Source organism: Seongchinamella unica (assembly GCF_004354085.1).
Classification (GTDB): Bacteria; Pseudomonadota; Gammaproteobacteria; order Pseudomonadales; family Halieaceae; genus Halioglobus; species Halioglobus unicus.
Genome location: NZ_SMSE01000002.1, coordinates 710,188 through 733,054, shown reverse-complemented (window position 1 = coordinate 733,054; position 22,867 = coordinate 710,188). Strand labels below are relative to the sequence as shown.

Genomic DNA, 22,867 nt, shown 5'->3' with positions numbered 1-22,867 from the left:
TAAAAAACAGCAAGATAGGGCGGTCAATTAAAGTTCAATGAGACTAAAGTCAATCAAGCTGGCGGGGTTCAAGTCTTTCGTCGACCCGACGACAGTCAACTTCCCCAGTAATATGTGCGCTGTAGTCGGCCCCAACGGCTGCGGAAAATCCAATGTTATCGACGCCGTGCGCTGGGTCATGGGCGAAAGTTCAGCCAAAAACCTGCGCGGCGAGTCCATGACCGACGTGATCTTCAACGGCTCGGTCAATCGCCAGCCAGTGGGCCAGGCCGCCATCGAGCTGGTCTTTGACAACCACGACGGCGGAGTTGGCGGTGAGTACGCCAGTTACGCGGAAATTTCCATCAAGCGCCAGGTGTCGCGCGAAGGCCAATCCGAGTATTTCCTCAACGGCACCAAATGCCGGCGCCGGGATATCACCGATATTTTCCTCGGGACCGGTCTCGGCCCCCGCAGCTATGCCATCATCGAGCAGGGCATGATCTCCCGGTTGATCGAATCCAAGCCCGAGGAATTGCGCATTTTTATCGAGGAAGCGGCGGGTATTTCCAAGTACAAGGAGCGGCGTAAGGAAACCGAGAGCCGGATGCGCCGGACCCTGGAAAACCTCGAGCGACTCACCGACCTGCGCGAAGAACTCGACCGGCAACTGCAGCACCTGCAGCGTCAGGCCCAGGCGGCGGAAAAATACAGCGGGTTCAAGGAGGAAGAGCGCCGTTTTAAAGGCCAGTTGCAGGCGCTGCAGTGGCGCGAACTGGACGAGCAGGTCAGGTCTGTCACTCAGGCTATCGGCGAGTTGGAAGTGAAGCTGGAGGCAGTGCATGCGGAACACCAGCAGGTGGATACCGCGATAGAGCAGCACCGGGTGGAGCACACCGACCGCACCGACAGCTTCAACAAGGTGCAGGCTACCTATTACTCCCTGGGTTCGGAAGTGGCCCGGATCGAGCAGACTATCAAACACCAGCAGGAGCGCAGCAGGCAACTGTCCGAGGACCTGGCGCAAACCCTGGAGTCGCTGGAACAGGCCGAGAGTCACCTGGGTGAAGACCGTGACAAGCTGGTCAGCTGGGAGCAGGAAGTCGAGACCCTGGCCCCGGAGCTGGAAATGTTGCAGGCCGTGGAAGAAGCCTCCGCCGAGGCCCTGGTGCAGGCCGAAGAGGCCATGCACAACTGGCAGAACCAGTGGGACGAATTCAACCATCACGCCGCCCAGCCGCGCCAGCAGGCGGAGGTCCAGCAGTCCCGACTCCAGCACCTGGAGCAGGTCCTGCAGCGTATCCAGGGCCGCGTCCGTCAGTTGGAGGAGGAAAAAGCCGCCCTCGCGCCCGGACCCGACGACGGGGAAATGGAATCCCTCGGGGAGCAGCTGGCCGAGATTGAAATGGTCATGGCTGAACACGAGTCCAGTGCAGAATCACTGGTGGACCAGGTGTCGGCCACGCGCGAGCGCAGCAACCAGCTGTCTGCTCAACTGAACGACGTACGCTCCAGCCTGCAACAACTGCGGGGGCGCCAGGCCTCCCTGGAAGCGCTGCAACAGGCCGCCATGGAAGATGGCAGCGCCGAGGTGGGTGACTGGTTGCAGGCCCGGCAGATCGCCGACAAGCCGCGGCTGCTGGAGCAACTGCAGGTTGACGACGGCTGGCAGCTGGCCGTGGAAACCGTGTTGGGAGACTACCTGCAGGCCGTTTGTGTGGATGATCTGGGGCCGCTGGGCGACCTGCTGGGCAGTCTCGAGCAGGGTCAGCTGGCGCTGGTTGAAGCCGGTGTCGAAACGCAGGTCTCGGCAGAATACCTGGCCGCGAAGGTGCGCAGCCAGGGCGCCGCCGGGGGACTATTGAGCGGTGTCCGGGTTGCCGATGACCTCGGCCAGGCCATGGCCCGTCGCAGCTCCCTGGCGGAGGGGGAGTCCATCATCACCCGCGAGGGGGTATGGCTGGGTCGTAACTGGTTGCGAGTGACTCGCCTTGCGGACCAACAGGGCGGGGTTATCAAGCGCCAGCAGGAGTTGGAGCAGCTGGAGCAGGCGGTGGACGCCAGCGCTGCCCACGAGGAACAGCTCGAGCAGGAGCTGGCTGCGGCCCAGGAGAAACTGGGGCAGCTGGAAGAACAGCGCCAGGTCTCCCAGCGCGAACTGCAGGCGGCTACCCGACAGCACGCCGATGCCAGTGCCCAGTTGTCCGCACTGCAGGCCAAGGTCGAACAGATCACCGCTCGCCGGGAACGGATCGGCAGTGACATCAGCGAGGCACAGGAACAGTTCCGCCAGGAGCAGGAATCCATCGCCGAGGCCAGGCAGTTATTGTCCGAAGCCATCGAGAGCATGGAGTCGGACTCCCAGCGCCGAGAGGACCTGCTGTCAGTGCGCGACGAAACCCGCGGCACTCTTGACAGCTGCCGCCAGAAAGCCCGCCACGACAAGGACGCCTCGCACCAGGCGGCCATGCGGTACCAGTCGCTGCAGACCCAGCTGGCTTCCATGCGTGAGTCGATCGATCGCACCAACCGCCAGGTCGCGCAAATGCGCGAGCGCAAGGACAATCTCCAGCGCAGCATGGCTGACAATGACAACCCACTTGATCAACTGCAGCAGGAACTGGAACAGCAGCTGGAGCTGCGGCTGGTTGCCGAGAGCGAATTGAGCGAAGCCCGGCAGGCGGTCGCCGAGGTTGAGCACAAGCTGCGTGAGTGCGAGCAGCAGCGAGCCGGTATTGAGCACCGGGCCGAAGCCGTGCGCAGCGAACTGGAACAGCAGCGAATCCGCAACCAGACCCTGCAGGTGCAGCGCGAAAACGTCCAGCGCCAGCTCCAGGAAGGGGAGCAGGATCTGGAGGAAGTGCTGCGCACCATGCCCGAGGAAGCCTCCGAACACGAGTGGCAGCGGGAGCTGGAGAAGCTCGCCAACCGCATCAGCCGGCTGGGGCCGATCAACCTGGCGGCGATTGACGAGTACAACCTGCAGTCGGAGCGGAAGAATTACCTGGACGCCCAGAATGAGGACCTGGAAACTGCGCTGAGCACGCTGGAAAGTGCCATTCGCAAGATTGACAAGGAGACCCGCAACCGCTTCCAGGAGACCTTCGATAAAGTGAACAACGGCCTCCAGGAGTTGTTCCCGAAGGTATTCGGCGGCGGCAGTGCCTACCTGGAAATGACCGGCGACGACCTGCTCGACACCGGCATCGCCATCATGGCTCGACCTCCCGGCAAGAAAAACAGTACCATCCACCTGTTATCCGGTGGCGAAAAAGCACTGACGGCGATTGCCCTGGTGTTCTCCATCTTCCACCTCAACCCGGCGCCGTTCTGTATGCTGGACGAGGTGGATGCGCCGCTGGACGATGCCAATACCAGTCGTTATGCACGGATGGTGAAGGAGATGTCAGAGAAGGTGCAGTTTATTTTCATTACCCACAACAAGATCACCATGGAACAGGCGGAGCAATTGATGGGTGTAACCATGCATGAACCGGGGGTGTCACGCCTGGTGACCGTAGACGTCGAAGAAGCGGCAGAACTGGCGGCGAGCTGATAGGTCCTGGCAATGGCAGAGTTAACCATACGCGACTGGATGGTCATTATCGGTGTACTGCTGATTACGGCAGTGTTGCTGGACGCCTGGCGGCGAGTGCGCAGTGAAAAATACTCCCGGGTCAAGGTCAAACTGGCCGATCCGGGGCACCGCGGCGTGGTGGAGGGCGACGAGGATCTCCACTGGCTCAAGGAATTGCCCAATGGGGGGGCACGCACCGTGGAACGCGGCGACTTGCTGCGAGCGGCCGGACACAAGGAGCGACCCGCCCCGGTGCCGGAAGCGAAGCCCGAGCCACCGGCTGCGAATGCCGACGATGACCCGGCGGAGCCGGAAACCGTAACAGCCGGAATGTCTGCCGAGGGACATGACCCGGAGAACCTGGACTGGCTGGACGGTATGGGTGCCGAGCGGCAAGTTGAGCCCGAGTCCGAGCCATCGCCGCCGGGACGCCTGCCTCGAGACGTCGACCCGGAGGTGTTCATGCTCAATGTCGTGGCCCGGGACGCCCGGGGATTCAAGGGCGAGGATATCCTGCATATCCTGCTGGCCTGTGATCTGCGTTTCGGTGACATGAACTTTTTCCACCGCCACGAGTTCGAGGCGGGCAAAGGGGCGATCCAGTTCAGCGTGGCCAATATGATGCAGCCCGGCGTGTTCGATATTGACAACATGGCTGATTTCAATACGCCGGGGCTGGTGTTTTTCCTGACCCTGCCGGGACCCGAGGACATGATGAAAGCTTTCGACTACATGCTGGAGACTGCCCAGGCGGTCGCTCGCAACCTCGGAGGCGACGTGCTCGATGAGTCCCGCAGTGTGCTGACCAAGCAGACACTGGAACACAGCCGCCAGCAGATCCGCGATCTCGAGCGGCGCATGTTGGCGAAATCCCGCTAAGTCCTACTACAGCGATGACCGATCCTGCTCTCCAGGCCGAAGTCCTGCAGCTGCGCGAGCAACTGCGAGAATGGAACTATCGCTACTACGTGCTGGACGACCCCAGCGTCCCCGACGCGGAGTATGACCGTTGCCTGCGTCGGCTGCAGGAAATCGAGTCACAGTGCCCGGAGCTGGTCACCACCGATTCACCCACTCAGCGGGTCGGCGCACAGCCGCTGGACCAGTTCCGGCAGGTGGCGCACGAAGTGCCCATGCTGTCCCTGGACAACGCCTTCGATGCCGCTGAACTGGTGAGTTTTGACCGGCGCCTTCGCGACCGGCTCAAGGATGCCGAAACCCCCATTGAATACTGCTGTGAACCCAAGCTGGACGGCATCGCCGTAAGCCTGTTGTATCGGGACGGCGCGCTCGAGCGGGGGGCCACCCGCGGCGATGGCACCACCGGCGAGGATATCACCCACAATGTGCGCACCATCCCCTCCATTCCCCTGCACTTGCGCGGTGAGGACTACCCGCAGGTGCTCGAGGTTCGGGGCGAGATCTATATGCCTCGTGCCGGCTTTGAATTGGTCAACCAGCAAGCGCGGGAGGAGGGTAGTAAGCCTTTTGTCAATCCCCGCAACGCCGCCGCGGGCAGTTTGCGTCAACTCGATGCCCGGATCACTGCCCGGCGCCGGCTGGAGATGTGCTGTTACAGCGTGGGGTTGGTGGAAGGCGGCCAGTTGCCCGGTGAACACTCCGCAGTACTGGATTGCCTGCACCGCTGGGGCCTGCGGATCAACAGCGAATCCAGGGTGGTCAAGGGTATCGAGGCCTGCGAGGAATACTACAATTACCTCGCTGGCCGTCGCGATGCGCTGCCCTACGACATCGACGGCATTGTTTACAAGGTCAACCGCCTGGACCTGCAACGGAAACTCGGCTTTGTCTCCCGGGCTCCCCGCTGGGCGATCGCCCGCAAGTTCCCGGCACAGGAAGAAATGACCCGATTGCTCGGCGTCGAATTCCAGGTGGGACGCACCGGGGCAATTACCCCGGTGGCGCGGCTGGAACCGGTTTTTGTCGGCGGCGTCACCGTCAGCAATGCCACCTTGCATAACAGCGACGAAATCGCGCGCCTGGGGGTCATGATTGGCGACACAGTAATAGTGCGCAGGGCCGGTGATGTCATTCCCCAGGTCGTCTCTGTCGTAAAGGACAGGCGACCGGCGGATGCCGTACCGGTCATTTTTCCCACTGAGTGCCCGGTGTGCGGCTCTGTCACTGAACGTGCAGCCGACGAGGCCGTGATCCGCTGCATGGGCGGCCTGGTCTGCGCTGCACAGCAAAAGGCGGCGATCAAGCACTTCGTATCGCGCCGGGCCATGGATATCGACGGCCTGGGTGACAAACTGGTAGCGCAACTGGTAGACCAGGGCCTGGTCGAAAATGTGGCCGGGCTCTACCGGTTGGAGAAAGAGCAACTGCTGGGTCTGGAGCGAATGGGTGAGAAATCCGTCAACAAGCTTCTGGCCGCTATCGAGAAGAGCAAGAAGACTACTCTGCCGCGATTTATTTTCGCGCTGGGTATCCGCGAGGTCGGGGAGGCGACTGCACTCAATCTCGCCCGGCATTTCGGTAGCTGGGAAAAGCTGGTGGCAGCCAGCGAGGCGCAACTGCTCCAGGTCGATGACGTGGGGCCGGTGGTGGCGGATCACCTGCGGCAGTTCTTTGATTCCGAGGCGGGGATGTCCGTCGCCCAGTCGCTGCGTGACCAGGGAGTCTCCTGGCCGGATATCGAGGTTACCGAGGCGGGAGAGCTGCCTCTGGCGGGGCAGACCTGGGTAGTCACCGGAAAGCTGGAAGTCATGGGTCGCAATGAGGCCAAGGCCGCGTTGCAGGCGCTGGGAGCCCGGGTGGCCGGCAGCGTTTCCGCCAAAACCCACTGCGTGGTCGCTGGTCCCGGGGCGGGATCAAAACTTGATAAGGCCAGGGAACTGGCTATCGAAGTCATCGACGAAGCGGCGTTCGTGGCGCTGCTGGAGAGCCACGGGGTCCGGGGGTGACCAGGCGACTGATGCTGTTGCTGCTGGTGCTGAGCATTGCCGGTTGCACCACATCGCCGCCATCGAATGTCGACAACCTCTGCGCTATTTTCGAGGAGAAGCGCGGTTGGTATGGAGATGCCGAGGATGTCCGCAAGGCGTGGGGCAGCCCCATTCCGGTGATGATGGCGATCATGCACCAGGAATCACGTTACCTGGCCAAGGCCAGGCCGCCGCGTAAAAAGATTCTGGGCTTTATCCCCGGGCCGCGGCCCTCCGATGCCTATGGCTACAGCCAGGCCAAGAAGTCGACCTGGAAGGAGTACAAGCGCAGCGCCGGCAACTACGGCGCAGACCGGGATGACTTTGGCGATGCCGTCGACTTTATCGGCTGGTATAACCATCAGTCCAATCGCCGCAGTGGCATCGCAAAGAGCGATACCTACCGCCTGTATCTCGCCTATCACGAAGGCCATGGTGGCTATAACCGCGGCACCTACAAGTCCAAGCAATGGCTGACTGACGTTGCCCGCAAGGTTGAACGGCGAGCCAACAGGTACCAGCAACAGTTAAACGGCTGCGAAGACAACCTGGAAAGAGGTGGCTGGTTCTTCGGCTGGTGATTTCTCCGCTCGTGACCCTGTTCGCGTTTGACCGCCAGCCTGCCTCAATAACTCCGTATAAGTGTTGGAAAAGTAACGATTTCTGTACCGTGGCCGTAATGCATTGCCTGGATACTTGTGCCACAATTCTGCTGTTTGCTCTCAAGCTGGTGGGCAGCACCCCGAAAACAAATAACGAGTCCTGATGTGAAACCGACCGATATCAAAGACCCCGAGTACTTCCACAAGGTTGTGGACTGCCAGTACGCCTGTCCCGCGCATACACCAGTCCCGGAATATATCCGCCTGATCGCCGCGGAACGCTACACGGAAGCCTACATGATCAACTGGCACTCCAATGTGTTCCCCGGGATTCTGGGACGAACCTGTGATCGCCCCTGTGAGCCTGCCTGTCGCCGGGGCAGGCTGCAGGGTGACGACGAGGAACCGGTGGCGATCTGCCGGCTCAAACGGGTCGCGGCGGACAACAAGAGCGATATCCGCGACCAGTTGCCGGTCATTCCAAAACAGAAGAACGGCAAACGCATTGCACTGATCGGCGCTGGCCCCGCCTCGTTGACGGTAGCCCGCGACCTGGCCCCGCTGGGATACATCATCGACATTTACGACAACCAGTTTGCCGGTGGCGGCATGATGCGCAGCCAGATCCCGTCCTTCCGCCTGCCCATCGAGGTACTCGACGAGGAGGTGAACTACATACTGGATATGGGCATTAACACCACCTTCGATATTGAGGTGGAGAGCCTGCAGGAGATTCTCGACAAGGGCTATGACGCGGTGTTTGTGGGCACCGGTGCCCCGCGGGGTAAGGGCCTGAACCTGCCCGGCCTAGAAGACGCCGCCGACAAGGTTCACCTGGGTATCGACTGGCTGGCCAGCGTCGCTTTCGAGCACACTCACAAGATTGAGGAAAAAGTGCTGGTACTCGGTGGCGGCAATACCGCCATGGATTGCTGCCGCACCTCCAAGCGACTCGGCGGAGACGATGTAAGAGTCGTGGTGCGCAGCCCCTTCGAGGACATGAAAGCATCACCCTGGGAAAAAGAGGATGCCATGCACGAGGGCATCCCCATTTACAACAACCATGTGCCCAAGGAGTTTGTGGTTGAGGAGGGTGAGCTCAAGGGCATGCATTTCGAAAAGGTGGAAGCCCGGTACGACGAGGACGGCAAGCGTTCCCTGGTGCCCACCGGCGAGCCCCTGGTGTTCATGGAAGCAGACGTCGTGTTGATGGCAATTGGCCAGGAGAACGCATTCCCCTGGGTTGAACGCGACCTGGGCATAGAGTTCGACAAGTGGGACATGCCGGTCGTGGACCCGACGACCTTCCAGTCGACCAACGAGAAAGTGTTTTTTGGTGGCGACGCCGCTTTCGGTCCCGAAAATGTCATCACTGCAGTAGCTCACGGCCACCAGGCAGCCATCAGTATCGACCTTTACTGCCGCGGGGAGGCCGTCAGTGAGCGACCCGCCCCCGGGGTCACCCTGGCAAGCCAGAAGATGGGGGTCCATGAATGGAGTTACGACAACGCGGTGGAAGCCGACCCGCGCTATATCGTCCCTCTCGCTCCGCTGGATAAATCCCTCGCCGATCGCAAGATGGAGGTGGAACTGGGCTTCGACCCGACCACCGCGTTCAAGGAGGCAGAGCGGTGCCTAAATTGCGACGTGCAAACCGTGTTTGAGGAGGCCCGTTGTATCGAGTGTGATGCCTGCGTCGATATCTGCCCCACCGACTGTATCACCTTCACTCCCAATGCCGAGGAGGAGCAACTGCGGGTAAGCCTGTCAGCCCCGGCGAGTAACCTCGCCCAGGACCTTTACGTCTCCCACGACCTGCCCACTGCACGGGTGATGGTCAAGGATGAAAACGTCTGCCTGCACTGCGGCCTGTGTGCCGAGCGCTGCCCGACCTCGGCCTGGGATATGCAGAAATTCCTCTACAACGTTACCAAGGCGGGCCAGTAACCATGAAACAGATCAAGTCCGTCAACGACTTCGTCATCAAGTTTGCCAACGTCAATGGCACCGGTTCGGCCAGCGCCAATAACATGTTTGCCAAGGCCCTGTTCCGTATGGGGCTGCCGGTCAGTCCCAAGAATATCTTTCCTTCCAATATCCAGGGGCTACCGACCTGGTACGAAGTGCGGGTCAGTGAGAAGGGCTACCTCGGGCGCCGTGGCGGCATCGATATTGCCCTGTCGGTCAACCCCCAGAGCATGGCCCAGGACATCCAGGAGGTGGAGCCCGGCGGATATTTCATCTACGACAACACCAAACCCCTGGACCTGCGACTGATCCGCGACGACGTCAATATCATCGGGATTCCGCTGACCCGTATCTGTAACGAAGAGTACAAGGATCCGCGCCAGCGCCAGCTATTCAAGAACGTCATCTACGTGGGTGCGCTGGCGGCATTGCTGGACATGGATTTCAAGGTGCTTACCGACCTGGTGGCAGACCAGTTCAAGGGCAAGGAAAAGCTGATCCTGCCCAACATCCACGCACTGGAGCTGGGCCACCAGTGGGCCAGCTCCAATATTGAGTGCCCCATCGGCATCCAGGTCAGGCAGGCTGACGCGGTCGGCGACAAGATACTGCTGGATGGCAACACCGCGCTGGGCCTGGGTGCGATCTATGGCGGCGCCACGGTGGCCGCATGGTACCCGATCACTCCCTCGACCTCGGTGGTTGATGCCTTCGAAAAATACGCGCGCCGGGTCCGCATCGATCCAGGCACCGGGCGTAAAAATTACGCTATCGTCCAGGCCGAGGATGAATTGTCGGCAATCGGCATGGTGATTGGCGCCAGCTGGAATGGCGCCAGGGCTTTTACCGCGACCAGCGGCCCCGGCATTTCCCTGATGAGCGAGTTCCTCGGCCTGGCCTATTTTGCCGAGATACCCACCGTGCTGTTTGACGTCCAGCGCGCCGGCCCGTCCACCGGCATGCCCACCCGCACCCAGCAGTCGGACATCCTGTCCACTGCTTACGCCTCCCACGGTGACACCAAGCAGGTGCTGTTGTTTCCCTCGACGCCAAAGGAGTGCTTCGATTTCGGCGCGCTGTCGTTTGACCTGGCGGAGCGACTGCAGACCCCGATTATCCTGATGACCGACCTGGACCTGGGCATGAACGACAATATGTCGGAACCACTGGCCTGGGATGAAGGGCGTCGCTACGACCGGGGCAAGGTGATGACCGCCGAGCAGCTGGAGGCAGGGGTGGAATTTGGCCGCTATCTCGACGTCGACGGCGACGCCATTACCTACAGAACCTACCCGGGTACCCACCCGGAACGGGGCAGCTTTTTCACCCGCGGTACATCGCGGGATGAGCAGGCGGTCTATACCGAGAAGGGCGAAGAGTACGAAAAGAACATGCTCCGCCTGATGCGCAAGTGGGACACCATCAAGCAGTATGTTCCGGAGCCCGAGGTGATTAGCGCGAAACAGAAAACCGACGACGCGGTGCTTTACTTCGGTACCAGTGAAGAGGCCTCGCGGGAAGCCCTGGATGAACTCGCCGGCAGGGATGGGGTGCATATGGACGCCATGCGGGTCCGCGCTTTCCCCTTCAACGATGATGTGAAACAGTTTATCGAGGATCACCAGCAGGTCTTTGTCATCGAACAGAATCGAGACGCCCAGTTGCGTACCCTGCTGATGGCGGAATTCGAGTTCGGTCCGGACAAGCTGAAGTCGGTGCTGTGCTTTGACGGCACCCCGATCAGTGCCCGCAATATCCGCAAGCAGATCAAGCAGTACCTGGAGGAGGGGGCTCCCAAGCCTCTGCACCTCACCAAGATAACCAGCTCGGCGGGAGAGTCAGCATGAGTTACCAGATACCGAAATTTCGCCATCCCCAGCTGCCGGTAAACGCCCTGGGTTACACCAAGGCGGACTACGAGGGCTCCATTTCCACCCTTTGCGCCGGCTGTGGCCACGACTCCATTTCCGGCTCCATTGTGCGCGCCTGTCACGAACTTTCCATCGAGCCCCACAAGATCGCCAAGCTTTCCGGGATTGGCTGCTCGTCCAAGGCGCCCACGTATTTCCTCGGCAAGTCCCACGGGTTCAATTCTGTCCACGGCCGTATGCCGTCGGTGGTGACCGGGGCCGCCATGGCCAACCGCGACCTGATCTATCTCGGGGTGTCCGGTGACGGCGACACCGCTTCCATCGGCATGGGACAGTTTGCCCACGTCGCCCGCCGTAACCTGAACATGGTTTATATTGTCATGAATAATGGCTGTTACGGGCTAACCAAGGGACAGGACTCGGCCACCGCCGACGAGGGGTCAGTGAGCAAGAAGGGCGATGCCAACATGTACAGCGCCATCGATCTGTGCGCCACCGCCCTGCAGATGGGGGCTACCTTCGTCGCCCGCAGTTTCTCCGGTGACAAGGAGCAACTGGTACCGCTGATCAAGGCCGCCATCTCTCACCGGGGCTTTGCCCTCATCGATGTGGTGTCCCCCTGTGTGACCTTCAACAACAATCCCGGCTCCACCAAGAGCTACGAGTTTGTTCGCGAGCACGCCGAGGCAACCGGCACTGTCGACTTTGTGCCCATGCAGAAAGAGATCACCACGGCTTACGAGCCAGGGTCCAGCCACGAAGTGACCCTGCACGACGGCTCCAGCATCCACCTGTATAAAATGGATGAGGACCTGGACCCGTTCGACCGTACTTCGGCACTGATCAATATGGAAAAGCATCGGACGGCGGGGGATATCCTCACCGGACTGATCTACCTGAACAAGGATTCCAGGGACCTGCACGACGTTATGGAAACCACCCGTCGGCCCCTCAACACACTGACGGAAGACGATCTTTGTCCCGGTAACCAGATGTTGAAGAACATCAACGACAGCCTTCGCTAGGTGTTCCCGGCTCTCCCGGAAACCTATCCGGGAGAGTACCCCCGTACTTACTGATAACATTCATCAGTGGCGCTGATGCCCTTGGTCCCAAAGCGGGCTACACTGTTCCAGCATGAATGAGGCGGATAACGTACGCTTAATAAACTGCTAACAACTTTCGCAGGGGAAAGCTGCTTGTGAGCGAAAATAACGATAAACCCACAGAAAATGCCGCGGCCAATCCGGCCAACCAGGGCGGCAAAAAGACGTTTACCTTCAGCAGCGCATCCGGAGAACTGGTCACCGAAGTGATCGCCGACTGGATGCCGCTGCACATTGATGACAAACCCGCTGCGGATATGTTCTATACCGCTTATCTGGTCAAGGAGGACGGGGTACAGCGACCGATCACCTTCTGTATCAATGGCGGCCCGGGCGGCAGCTCGGTGTTTTTGCAGTTCGGTTGTGCCGGGCCCCGCATCATTGCCTTTGATGAGGCAGGTCACGAGATTTCCGGTGCCAAAGGACTCGTCGACAACCCGTCTCACTGGCTGGGCTTTACCGATCTGGTCTTTATCGATGCCATCGGCACCGGCTACAGTCGGCTTCGAACCGAAAAAGCCGACGGCAGTGACAACACCGCCGGGAAAAAGGACAATCCCTACTGGGCGGTCAAGAAGGATCTTGCCAGCATTGCAGAGTTCATGCGCAAGTTCCTCACCTGTCATAATCGCTGGCAAAGCCCCCTGTTTTTTGCCGGTGAAAGCTACGGTGGATATCGCGCCGCGAGGCTCGCCAAACTCTTTTCCAGGGAGTTTCAACTGGTCGTCAACGGGCTGATTATCGTCTCGCCAATCTGGCAGTTTCGCGACGCCTCCGATTCAGACTACAGCACCAGCCAATGGGTAAACCAGTTACCGGTGTATGTGGGGATAGCCCACAAGCACGCCCTGTGCCGACATGTGGATGCCGACACGCCGATGTCAGATGTTGTCGCAGCGGCCGAACAATTCGCCATTTCCGATTATGCCCTGGCACTGGTCGCGGGAACGATGATGGACGACGACGAACGCCACAGCATTTTCACCCGCGTGGCAGACATGATCGGGCTTGAAGCCCGCTTTGTCATCGAATCGGAAGGTCGCATCACATTCGGCGATTTTGCCCGTGAGTTAAAGAAGCACGACCACCGGATTACGGACCTTTACGATGGTAGCCTGACCTCCGGCGACGCATTTCCCAATCGTACCAATAATGAAGCCGCTATCACTGAAGCTTTGTTCAATTCCATGAACCTGTATGCCGCGGCCATCTACCAGTGGCAGCGCAGTGAGTTGGGTGTTGCTACCGAGCTGGAATATGAAGTGCTTAACCAGGAAGCGCATAAAGCCTGGAAAAATGATGAAAAGGAGTTCGACCTGTTCCAGCTGGCGGAATCGATGGACGATTTCCGCGCCGGAGTGACCACCAATACGGCGATGAAGGTGCTGGTCGTTCACGGCCGCTACGATACCGTGACACCCTACTTTGCCAGCAAACGCTTGCTGCACCAGAGCCGCCTGAAACCCGAGGCCAGGGCGCGTGTCACACAAAAGCTTTATGAGGGCGGCCACATGTTCTATTCCTGGCACGAACAACGCAGGTTGTTCTGCGAGGACGTAAAGGCACTGATCCAGTCTTTCTGATGACCCGCCTTGGGGGCTCTCCTAAGAGTCATAACGCCGCTTAATTCCTTGTATTTACAGGTCAAACCCCATATTTTAATAAAATTGTCACAATTTCATCATCTAATACCTGCATTCGCCAGAATGAGGAAGCACAACAGTCATGTCTGAACGCACCGTACTGATTGTCGATGATGAATTTGCCATCCGCGATATGCTGCGCATGGCGCTGGAAATCGCCGAGTATCGCTGTATCGAGGCAGAGAGTATCCAGGATGCCTACACGCTGATTGTCGATGAACGCCCCGATATCATCCTGCTGGACTGGATGTTGCCTGGCGGCAGCGGTCTGGAGTTGCTGCGCCGCCTGAAACGGGATGAGAACACCGAGGAAGTGCCGGTGATCATGCTGACTGCCAAGACAACCGAAGACAACGTCATCCAGGGACTGGATGTAGGTGCTGATGATTACCTCACCAAGCCTTTCGCGCCCCGGGAACTGATAGCCCGTATCCGCGCGCTGCTGCGCCGCAGCGGCAGTGGTCAGGACCAGGGCAGGATGGAAGTCAACGGGCTGGTGCTGGACGGCGAGAGTCGGAGAATATTTGTCGGCGATAACGCCATCGACATGGGCCCCACCGAGTTCAACCTGCTGCAATTTTTCATGTCCCACCCCGAACGGGCCTACACCCGCGGGCAGTTGTTGGACCAGGTCTGGGGTGCCAACGTCTACGTCGAGGAGCGTACCGTCGACGTCCATATCCGTCGTCTGCGCAAGGCCCTGCAAACCGGGGAAGCCGATTACTCCGGCCTGATCCAGACTGTGCGCGGTACTGGTTACCGCTTTTCTTCCCGCGGTTTGTAGCGGGGTACCCCGGGGTAGCTATGGAATGGTTTACGGCGCTATCCCGGGTTCTGCTCGTCGCCGCCGCAGGTGCCACTCTCGGCTGGTATTTCGGTGATTGGCTGGTGGGAATAAGCCTGGCCATGGGCGCTGTGCTGCTGTTCTGGTCTCGCCAGATCTGGCGGCTGGAGCAGTGGCTGCGCGATACTTCCAGGCCAACCCCCGACCTGCACGGCCTCTGGGGCGATATCGTCGCCCGTATTTACAAGCAGCAGCGGCAGGCCAGTACCGCCCAGGAACGCCTGCAATCCACCATCGATTACCTGCTGGAGTCTTTTGCCGCCATGCGAGACGGCGTGGTGATAGTGGAGACCAACGGCGCCATTCGCTGGTGTAACGAGGCTGCACAGCGCCTGCTCGGGCTGCGCTACCCGGACGATGTCGGCCAGGCCATCACCAACCTGGTGCGGGAGCCTGACTTCATCAATTACCTCGATGTGGCGGAATACGCAGAGCCGCTGGTATTTGAATCCAGTGGTTCCACCCGGTCCTTCCTGCAACTGGTCGTGACCAGTTTTGCCGAGGGGGATACCCTGCTGTTTATTCGTGATGTCAGCGACAGGGTGCGCACCGAACAGATGCGCCGGGACTTTGTCGGCAATGTCTCCCACGAATTGCGGACACCGCTGACCGTCATCAGCGGTTACCTGGACACCATACTCGCTGATACTCATTTGCTGCCGGTGCCTTATGTCAAGGCGCTGCAGCAGATGTCGGGGCAGGCCAACCGGATGGAGTTGCTGCTAAAGGACCTGCTCTGGTTGTCACGGATTGAAACGGCGGAGCGCAAGGAAAAGAGCGAGTGGGTGGACATGGGAAGGCTACTGGGGGAATTACAGCAGGAAATTGGCAATCTCTACCCGGACAATCCGCTGAAGCTGTCCGTGCAATGTCAGGACAGGGTAAAGGGCGACTACCGGGAACTGTACAGCGCGGTCTCCAATCTGGTGCTGAACGCGTACAAATACAGTCCCGACGGCAGCGAGGTATTTGCATCCTGGCGCAAACAGGGAGAGGATTACCGGCTGGATATCCGTGATCGGGGCATCGGCATCGATGCCTCCCACTTTTCGCGATTGACGGAGCGGTTCTACCGGGTGGACGACAGTCGCTCATCTACGACAGGCGGTACCGGGCTGGGCCTGGCAATCGTCAAGCACGTCGCCGCGGGCCATGGGGCGCAGTTGAAGATTGATAGCCGTCTGGGTGAGGGCAGTACCTTCTCCCTCATCTTTCCCGAACAGGGCTGAACTAACAGGAAAACACCATGTTGAAGCAGGACGACTACAGGCAGCACATCTCCGCCAACTTTAATAACGAGTTGGAGGGAATCAAGAACCACCTGCTCGAAATGGGCGGCAAGGTGGAGAAGCAACTGAACGAGGCTGTCGCGGCTCTGGTTGCCCGGGACACCGGTGAGGCGGAGACAATTATTAACCGCGATCACGAGGTCAACCAGATGGAGATGCGTATCGATGACGAGTGCGCCACGATACTGGCCCGCCGCCAGCCTGCCGCCAGTGATCTGCGGCTGGTCGTGACCGCGATCAAGGTCAATACCGACATCGAGCGAATTGGCGATGAGGCGGCGAAGATTGCCCGCCAGGGCATTCGCCTGGCTGAGGAGAACGTGTCCCCCAGCAACTACATCGAAATTCGGCATATCGGCGCCCACGTGGCGACGATGCTGCGTAAGTCCCTCGATGCATTTGCCCGCCTGGATATGAACCTGGCCGTCGAAGTGATCAAGGAGGATGACGACGTTGACAAGGAGTACGGCAGCGCCATGCGTTCCCTGGTCACCTTTATGATGGAAGACCAGCGTAATATCGGCGCAATCCTCAACGAAATGTGGGCCCTGCGCAGCCTTGAGCGGATCGGCGACCATGCCTCCAACATTGCCGAGCACGTGGTCTACCTGGTCCGTGGCCTCGATGTGCGCCACCAGGATTCGATCGAGGCATTTATCGAACAGGCCGGGGAGTAGGGCAATAGCCGGGTCGAGGCGTACGCAGTCACTGCGCACTGTCTGCCAACGCAGCATCGGGGCCACCGACAATCGCCGTGGAATCCCCCATATTGTTTCTTCAAAAAACTTTATATTCATTAAAATCAAAGAGTTATAGCTGTCATATTCCCGTAACATTTCCGCAATAGACTGGCGGTCATTTCCAGGGGCAAACATTTGCCGAAACTATTCTCTCAGGGTGTGTTTTACGTGAAAAAGCAATTACTCGGTGCATTTGCACTGGCAGTGGGATTGAGCAGCGTCGCCAACGTTCAGGCCCAGGGGCGTGACAACGTGAGCATCGTCGGTTCCTCCACCGTGTACCCGTTTGCAACCGTGGTCGCCGAGCGCTTCGGCCGGTCCACCAGTTTCAAAGCCCCCAAGATTGAATCCACCGGATCCGGGGGCGGCCTGAAACTGTTCTGCAAGGGCGTCGGTGCCAATACCCCCGACATCACCAATGCCTCCCGCCGCATCAAGAAAAGTGAGTACGATGACTGTCAGAACAACGGTGTCACTGACATTCTAGAAGTGCTGGTGGGCTACGACGGTATCGCCGTCGCCAACTCGCGCCAGGCACCGCAAATGGCGCTCAGCCTGAAGGATATTTACCTGGCACTGGCCAAAGATGTGCCCGGTCCCGATGGCAAGCTGATTCCCAATCCCTACAAAACGTGGCAAGAGATCAATCCCGGACTGCCCGCAATCGACATCGAGGTCCTGGGGCCACCGCCAACCTCCGGTACCCGCGATGCTTTTGCCGAACTGGCACTTGGCGGCGGTGCGCTGCAGATTCCGGCGCTGAAGGCGCTGCGCGGGCTGGGCAGTGATCAGGCCGAGGAGATCAAGTCGGCCATTGCTGCCCTGGGCCTGCCTGTCGGCGTCTATAAAGCCTACGCCGAAAGCAAGGGTAAGGCCCCTTCCGGCAAGGACATCTTCAAGACTGTCGCCTACTCGGTACGCGAGGACGGCGCCTACATAGAGGCGGGTGAAAACGACAATTTAATTGTGCAAAAACTGGAAGCCAATCCCAAGGCACTCGGCATCTTCGGTTACAGTTTTCTTGACGAGAATGGCGATAAGGTACAGGGTTCACTCATCGACGGTGTGGAACCGGACTTCGACACCATCGCCGATGGCGACTATCCGGTGTCCCGGCCACTCTACTTTTACGTGAAGATCGCCCACGTTGGACGCATTCCGGGTATCCAGGAATACGCCGCGGAGTTCGCCTCCAACCGGGCCATGGGCGAGGACGGATACCTCCCTGAGAAGGGGCTGATTCCCCTGAGTGACGAGGAACTGGCGCAGATACAGGCCGATGTTGCGTCGCTGAAACGTCTGGAGATGTGAGCTATTCCCGGTCCCGATAACGACTTTCAAACGGTAACCGCTGCGTCGCCCTGTGCGGCGCACGCTTTGTTGAAGAGTCCATAATGCAGACATCAACTGTGTTCCTGACCTTGCTGGCCCTCTGCGCTGTCAGCTTTTTCGTCGCCCGCCATCGCTCTCGCCTGGTGGGCATGGCGGGAGGTGGTCTCACCACGCTGAATTCACTGCCCAAACACTACGGCTATATGGCCGCCCTGTGGGCAGGCCTGCCCGCCCTGGCCCTGTTTGTGGCCTGGCTGGTGCTGGAATCAACGGTGCTGCAGCGCCTGGTGGTAGTGACTCTGCCCGCGGAGATACAGGCGATGCCCCCGAGCGAACAGGGGCTGTACTACAACCAGCTGGTCGCCTACGCCCTGGGCAATGTCGACGCCAGCCAGGTTAGCGAAGCGCAGGTCCAGGGCGCACGCTATTACAGTGAACTGGCCACAGCCAGCAAGCAGTTGAAGATGCTGCTGGTCAGTGCGGTGGCGGTGCTGGGTGGCCTGCTCGCGGTATTGCGTATCCGGCCCGATTTTCGCGCCCGCAATCACGTTGAAACCATTTTCACGTCAATTCTTTTCATCTGCTCATTCATCGCGGTATTGACCACGCTGGGCATTGTGCTGTCGGTGCTGTTCGAGGCCATTCGTTTCTTCCAGGTGATCGACATCAGCGATTTCCTGTTCGGTTTGCAGTGGAGCCCGCAGATGGCGATCCGCGCCGACCAGGTCGGCGCCTCCGGATCCTTCGGCTTTGTACCTCTATTGGCGGGCACGCTGCTGATTTCCTTTGTGGCCATGGTGATCGCGGTCCCGGTCGGCCTGATGTCGGCAATTTACCTGTCTGAATACGCCAGCCGCAGGTTCAGGGCGGTGACCAAGCCGGTGCTGGAGATTCTTGCTGGCGTGCCCACCGTGGTTTACGGCTTTTTTGCGGCACTGACCGTCGCCCCTTTCCTGCGCAACCTGGGCGAGAGCATCGGCTTGTCGGTGGCCTCCGAGAGTGCACTGGCAGCGGGGCTGGTCATGGGTATCATGATCATTCCCTTCGTCATGTCACTTTCCGATGACATTATCAGCGCGGTCCCAGACACCATGCGCGAGGCATCCCTGGGCATGGGCGCCACGATGAGTGAAACCATTCGCAAGGTGCTGTTGCCCGCGGCGCTGCCGGGCATTGTTGGCGGTATCCTGCTGGCGGTGTCGCGGGCGATTGGGGAAACCATGATTGTGGTAATGGCAGCCGGGCTGTCGGCCAAGCTGACGATAAACCCGCTGGAAGCGGTTACCACGATAACCGTGCAAATCGTTACTCTGCTGGTGGGAGACCAGGAATTCGACAGTCCCAAGACCCTGGCTGCCTTTGCCCTGGGCCTGGTGTTGTTCTTTGTCACCCTGATGTTGAATATTGTCGCCCTGTATGTGGTGCGCAAGTACCGGGAGCAGTATGAATAAGGACACGTTCAAGAACACGAAACGTATCGAGGCTTCGCTCAAGAAGCGCTATGCGCGCGAGCGTCGCTTCCGACTGTACGGCCAGCTTGCCGTCCTGACCGGGTTTGTTTTCCTGTTCATTCTTCTGTTCGATATTGTCAGCAAGGGCTCGCCGGCATTTACCCAGCAATACCTGAAAATCACGGTCCACTTTGACGCCGACTCGCTTGGCCTCGGTGCGTCCCCTTCAGAGGAGGACATAAGGCAGGCGAATTTTTCCGGGGTCATCAAAGCCTCTCTCAGGGACATGTTCCCGGAGGTGACCGGCCGCAGTGACAAGCGCCAGCTGTATCGGCTGGTCAGTATCGGTGCCGAGTATGACTTGCGCGATAGGGTGCTTGACGATTCCTCGTTGCTCGGCGAGCGCAAGGATATCTGGCTGTTGGCCCACTCTGAAGCGGCAGCGTACCTGAAGGGACAGGTCAGTCGCGATATTCCGGAAGCGGAGCGCAAGCTCAAGGACATCCAGATGGACTGGCTGGATACGCTGCGGGACGACGGTCGTACCCGTGGGTCATTCAATACCCAGTTTTTCCAGTACGGTGATTCGCGGGAGCCGGAACTGGCGGGGATTCGCGCTGCCCTGCAGGGATCCTTTTTTACCCTGCTGGTCACTTTCCTGCTGGCCTTTCCGATCGGCGTGTTTGCCGCGGTCTATCTCGAGGAGTTCGCCCCGCGCAATCGAATCACCGATCTGATCGAGATCAACATCAACAACCTGGCGGCGGTGCCCTCCATTGTATTCGGGCTGTTGGGTCTGGCGGTGTTCATCAACTTTTTCGAGTTGCCGCGATCGGCGCCACTGGTCGGTGGTATCGTGTTGTCGCTGATGACGCTGCCGACCATTATCATCACTTCGCGGGCGGCCATCCAGTCTGTCTCGCCCTCCATTCGCCAGGCCGCCCTGGGGGTTGGGGCCTCCAAACTGCAAACCGTGTTCCACCACGTGTTGCCGGTGGCCATGCCCGGTATCCTGACCGGCTCCATCATCGGCATGGCCCAGGCCCTTGGCGAATCAGCACCGCTGTTGATGATTGGCATGGTGGCCTTCATTATGGATGTCCCCGGCAGTGTTACCGACCCCTCCACGGTGCTGCCGGTGCAAATCTATCTCTGGGCCGATAGCCCGGAACGGGGCTTCACCGAAAAGACGTCGGCAGCGATTATGGTGTTGATGGGATTCCTTATTCTGATGAACGCGCTGGCAATTTATCTGCGCAAGCGCTTTGAAGTGAAATAGTGATACAGGTTTTAACATGGAAGGCTCTGAAAAAATGACGGCTTTGGAACCAACGACTTACGGCGCAGTGCCCGAGGAAGCTGCGGGCCTCGATATCCACGACCACACCGATGTCAGCGATTACAAGACTATCGGCTCGCCCTTTGTGGACAACCCGAAAATGTCCGCGCGAAACGTTAATGTCTATTACGCCGACAAGCACGCGATTATGGATGTCTCCCTGGATATTGGCGAAAACGAGGTCATCGCCATGATCGGACCCTCCGGTTGTGGTAAATCGACCTTCCTCCGCTCGCTGAACAGGATGAACGACATCATCCCCATCTGTCGCGTAGACGGCGATATCAAGCTCGACGGAGAGGACATCTATGGTACCGGCCAGGATACCGTCCTGCTGCGTGCCAGAGTGGGCATGGTGTTCCAGAAACCCAATCCCTTCCCGAAATCCATTTACGAAAACGTCGCTTACGGTCCCAAAATTCATGGTCTGGCCCACAACAAGGCGGAAATGGATGAGATCGTTGAACAGAGCCTGCGCAGGGCCAGCCTCTGGGACGAGGTCAAGGATGTGCTGGACAAGCCGGGCACCGGACTCTCGGGCGGTCAGCAGCAGCGCCTGTGTATCGCCAGGGCCATCGCCGTCAGTCCAGAGGTGATACTCATGGACGAACCCTGTTCCGCGCTGGACCCGATTGCTACTGCCCGTATCGAGGAGTTGATCGACGAGCTCAAGGAACGCTTTACCATCGCCATTGTGACTCACTCCATGCAACAGGCGGCGCGGGTCTCGCAGCGCACAGCGTACTTTCACCTGGGCAAGTTGATCGAAGTAGGGGAGACCAAGCAAATCTTTACCATGCCTTCCCATGAACTGACTGAGAACTATATTACCGGCCGCTTCGGCTGACAGGAATGACTCGCCGTGGATGAAAACCTGAATCTCGACCAGCACACCTCACAGAAGTACAACCAAGAACTGGAAACCGTGCGGGCCGAGGTGCTGGCCATGGGCGGCCTGGTGGAAGGCCAGTGTCGCAAGGCGCTAAAAGCGCTGGTCAAGGGCAGGGCGGAGTTGGCGGAGGAGGTGGCAAGCTCCGATTACAAGGTCAATGAGATGGAAGTGTCCATCAACGCCAAGTGCACCGACATCCTCGCGCTGCGACAACCAGCCGCCAGCGACCTGCGGGTGGTGGTGGCCATTATTCGCATGGCCGCCGACCTGGAACGTATTGGTGACGAGGCCGAAAAAATTGGCCGGCTCGCCCAGACCCTGGCCGAGGGCCGTAACGGCAGCAGTTACCGCTCTGACCCGAAACACCTCGGCAAAAGCGTGCTGGACATACTCAACGGCGCACTGGATGCCTTCGCCCGCCTCGATGTGGAGGCAGCGATCGAAACCGCGGCCATGGACCCGGACATCGATGCGGAGTTTGAGTCCCTGACCCGGTTGCTCATCACCCGCATGATGGAAAAGCCGGCATCGGTGAAAAACCTGCTCAGGGTGAACTGGTGTGCCCGCTCACTGGAGCGCATAGGGGACCACGCTGTAAATATTTGCGAGGAAGTTATCTTCCTGGTGAAGGGATCGGATGTGCGCCATCTCAGCCTGAAGGAAATCCAGGACCGCTTTCTGCAGCCTACCGCCTAGTCGTCTTCCTTGCGGGCAGCCGCCTTCTCGGCTTCCTTGACCGTGGTTGAAATCAGCTTGGTCACCCAGTTGGACAGCGAGCGCCCGTCTGCTTCAGCCAGTTTTTTCGCCTTTTTCTTCAGTTCCGGATCTATCCGGATATTCAGCACTTTGGTTTTTGACATCCCGTTTGCGCTTGAGCAGTTGCGGACGAGGACCGGTACTTTAGCACATGTATACACATTGAAAACACAGTATCGGAGGTCTATATTATGTGTATACATGTGCAATCAGATGAGTGATGACTGTCAATGAACCTCCGTAGTGCAAAAAACGAGCTGGGCGAACCCCCGAAAATCACGCTACAGCATCTGGCGCTGGAAGCCATAGGCGTGGTCGCCATCAGCTATGTCTTGGTCGGCCTGATCGGCTGAGTCCGGCACCGATCCGGGGCCGTTTCACCGGCCCCAGCCTTCGCCCCATCTGCTGCCTCGCGGGCGGTAAATATTCCTCGTATATTCTTCCCCTGAATGGGCGGTTTGTCACAAAAGTGTCATACAAACCGCTTATTCTGTGCGCGTTTTAGTCATATTAGCGTCACAAAAGTGTCA

At 59.2% G+C, this 22,867-nt stretch carries 18 protein-coding genes; 17 read left to right on the top strand and 1 reads right to left on the bottom strand.

Annotated features, from left to right (window positions below):
• The first annotated feature begins 37 nt into the window (after nt 1-37).
• From smc to phoU (E2F43_RS10325), 16 genes are all read left to right on the top strand, one after another.
• Nucleotides 38-3,535, top strand: coding sequence for a chromosome segregation protein SMC (gene smc, locus E2F43_RS10400; RefSeq protein WP_133212324.1), 3,498 nt, complete (start codon nt 38-40; stop codon nt 3,533-3,535).
• Nucleotides 3,536-3,547: 12 nt separating this feature from the next.
• Nucleotides 3,548-4,435, top strand: a complete 888-nt coding sequence (zipA, locus tag E2F43_RS10395) for a cell division protein ZipA (protein WP_133212322.1) — start codon at nt 3,548-3,550, stop codon at nt 4,433-4,435.
• A gap of 14 nt (nt 4,436-4,449) precedes the next feature.
• On the top strand, nt 4,450-6,483 hold the full coding sequence (gene ligA / locus E2F43_RS10390; RefSeq protein ID WP_133212320.1) for an NAD-dependent DNA ligase LigA: 2,034 nt from the start codon (nt 4,450-4,452) through the stop codon (nt 6,481-6,483).
• Between the two features lie 11 nt (nt 6,484-6,494).
• Nucleotides 6,495-7,085 carry a transglycosylase SLT domain-containing protein gene (locus E2F43_RS10385; RefSeq protein ID WP_133213019.1) on the top strand — a complete coding sequence of 197 codons (591 nt, stop codon included), beginning with the start codon at nt 6,495-6,497 and terminating at the stop codon, nt 7,083-7,085.
• Nucleotides 7,086-7,271: 186 nt separating this feature from the next.
• Nucleotides 7,272-9,053, top strand: coding sequence for an FAD-dependent oxidoreductase (locus E2F43_RS10380; protein ID WP_133212318.1), 1,782 nt, complete (start codon nt 7,272-7,274; stop codon nt 9,051-9,053).
• 2 nt (nt 9,054-9,055) lie between these two features.
• Entirely contained in the window at nt 9,056-10,921 is a 1,866-nt protein-coding gene (locus tag E2F43_RS10375) for a 2-oxoacid:acceptor oxidoreductase subunit alpha (protein WP_133212316.1), read from the top strand.
• Nucleotides 10,918-11,970: a 2-oxoacid:ferredoxin oxidoreductase subunit beta gene (locus tag E2F43_RS10370; RefSeq protein WP_133212314.1), complete on the top strand. Its 1,053-nt coding sequence runs from the start codon at nt 10,918-10,920 to the stop codon at nt 11,968-11,970. The genes E2F43_RS10375 and E2F43_RS10370 overlap by 4 nt, the downstream gene beginning before the upstream one ends.
• 176 nt (nt 11,971-12,146) lie before the next feature.
• Nucleotides 12,147-13,634, top strand: a complete 1,488-nt coding sequence (locus E2F43_RS10365) for a S10 family serine carboxypeptidase-like protein (protein ID WP_133212312.1) — start codon at nt 12,147-12,149, stop codon at nt 13,632-13,634.
• A 142-nt stretch (nt 13,635-13,776) separates the two neighbouring features.
• The gene (gene phoB / locus E2F43_RS10360; protein ID WP_133212310.1) at nt 13,777-14,478 is read left to right on the top strand and encodes a phosphate regulon transcriptional regulator PhoB; all 702 of its coding nucleotides are present in this window, start codon (nt 13,777-13,779) and stop codon (nt 14,476-14,478) included.
• 20 nt (nt 14,479-14,498) lie between these two features.
• On the top strand, nt 14,499-15,767 hold the full coding sequence (phoR, locus tag E2F43_RS10355) for a phosphate regulon sensor histidine kinase PhoR (protein WP_133212308.1): 1,269 nt from the start codon (nt 14,499-14,501) through the stop codon (nt 15,765-15,767).
• A gap of 17 nt (nt 15,768-15,784) precedes the next feature.
• Nucleotides 15,785-16,504 carry a phosphate signaling complex protein PhoU gene (gene phoU, locus E2F43_RS10350; protein ID WP_133212306.1) on the top strand — a complete coding sequence of 240 codons (720 nt, stop codon included), beginning with the start codon at nt 15,785-15,787 and terminating at the stop codon, nt 16,502-16,504.
• Between the two features lie 231 nt (nt 16,505-16,735).
• A complete protein-coding gene (locus tag E2F43_RS10345; protein WP_133212304.1) occupies nt 16,736-17,878 on the top strand; it encodes a substrate-binding domain-containing protein in 1,143 nt (380 codons plus the stop codon).
• Nucleotides 17,879-17,961: 83 nt separating this feature from the next.
• Nucleotides 17,962-19,350, top strand: coding sequence for a phosphate ABC transporter permease subunit PstC (gene pstC, locus E2F43_RS10340; protein ID WP_133212302.1), 1,389 nt, complete (start codon nt 17,962-17,964; stop codon nt 19,348-19,350).
• Nucleotides 19,343-20,629 (top strand): phosphate ABC transporter permease PstA, encoded by a 1,287-nt coding sequence (gene pstA / locus E2F43_RS10335; protein WP_133212300.1) that lies wholly within the window; start codon nt 19,343-19,345, stop codon nt 20,627-20,629. Before pstC ends, pstA begins: the two co-directional genes overlap by 8 nt.
• A gap of 160 nt (nt 20,630-20,789) precedes the next feature.
• Complete coding sequence (gene pstB / locus E2F43_RS10330; RefSeq protein WP_238946886.1) at nt 20,790-21,536, top strand: phosphate ABC transporter ATP-binding protein PstB; 747 nt, start codon at nt 20,790-20,792, stop codon at nt 21,534-21,536.
• 15 nt (nt 21,537-21,551) lie between these two features.
• On the top strand, nt 21,552-22,277 hold the full coding sequence (gene phoU, locus E2F43_RS10325; RefSeq protein WP_238946846.1) for a phosphate signaling complex protein PhoU: 726 nt from the start codon (nt 21,552-21,554) through the stop codon (nt 22,275-22,277).
• Here phoU (E2F43_RS10325) and E2F43_RS10320 read toward each other — a convergent pair.
• The gene (locus E2F43_RS10320) at nt 22,274-22,441 is read right to left on the bottom strand and encodes a toxin-antitoxin system HicB family antitoxin (RefSeq protein WP_133212296.1); all 168 of its coding nucleotides are present in this window, start codon (nt 22,439-22,441) and stop codon (nt 22,274-22,276) included. The two genes, phoU (E2F43_RS10325) and E2F43_RS10320, sit on opposite strands and share 4 nt — an antisense overlap.
• Nucleotides 22,442-22,567: 126 nt before the next feature.
• On the opposite strand from E2F43_RS10320, the gene E2F43_RS19430 reads away from it, so the two are divergent.
• A complete protein-coding gene (locus E2F43_RS19430; RefSeq protein WP_165954267.1) occupies nt 22,568-22,690 on the top strand; it encodes a DUF3422 domain-containing protein in 123 nt (40 codons plus the stop codon).
• Nucleotides 22,691-22,867 lie beyond the last annotated feature (177 nt).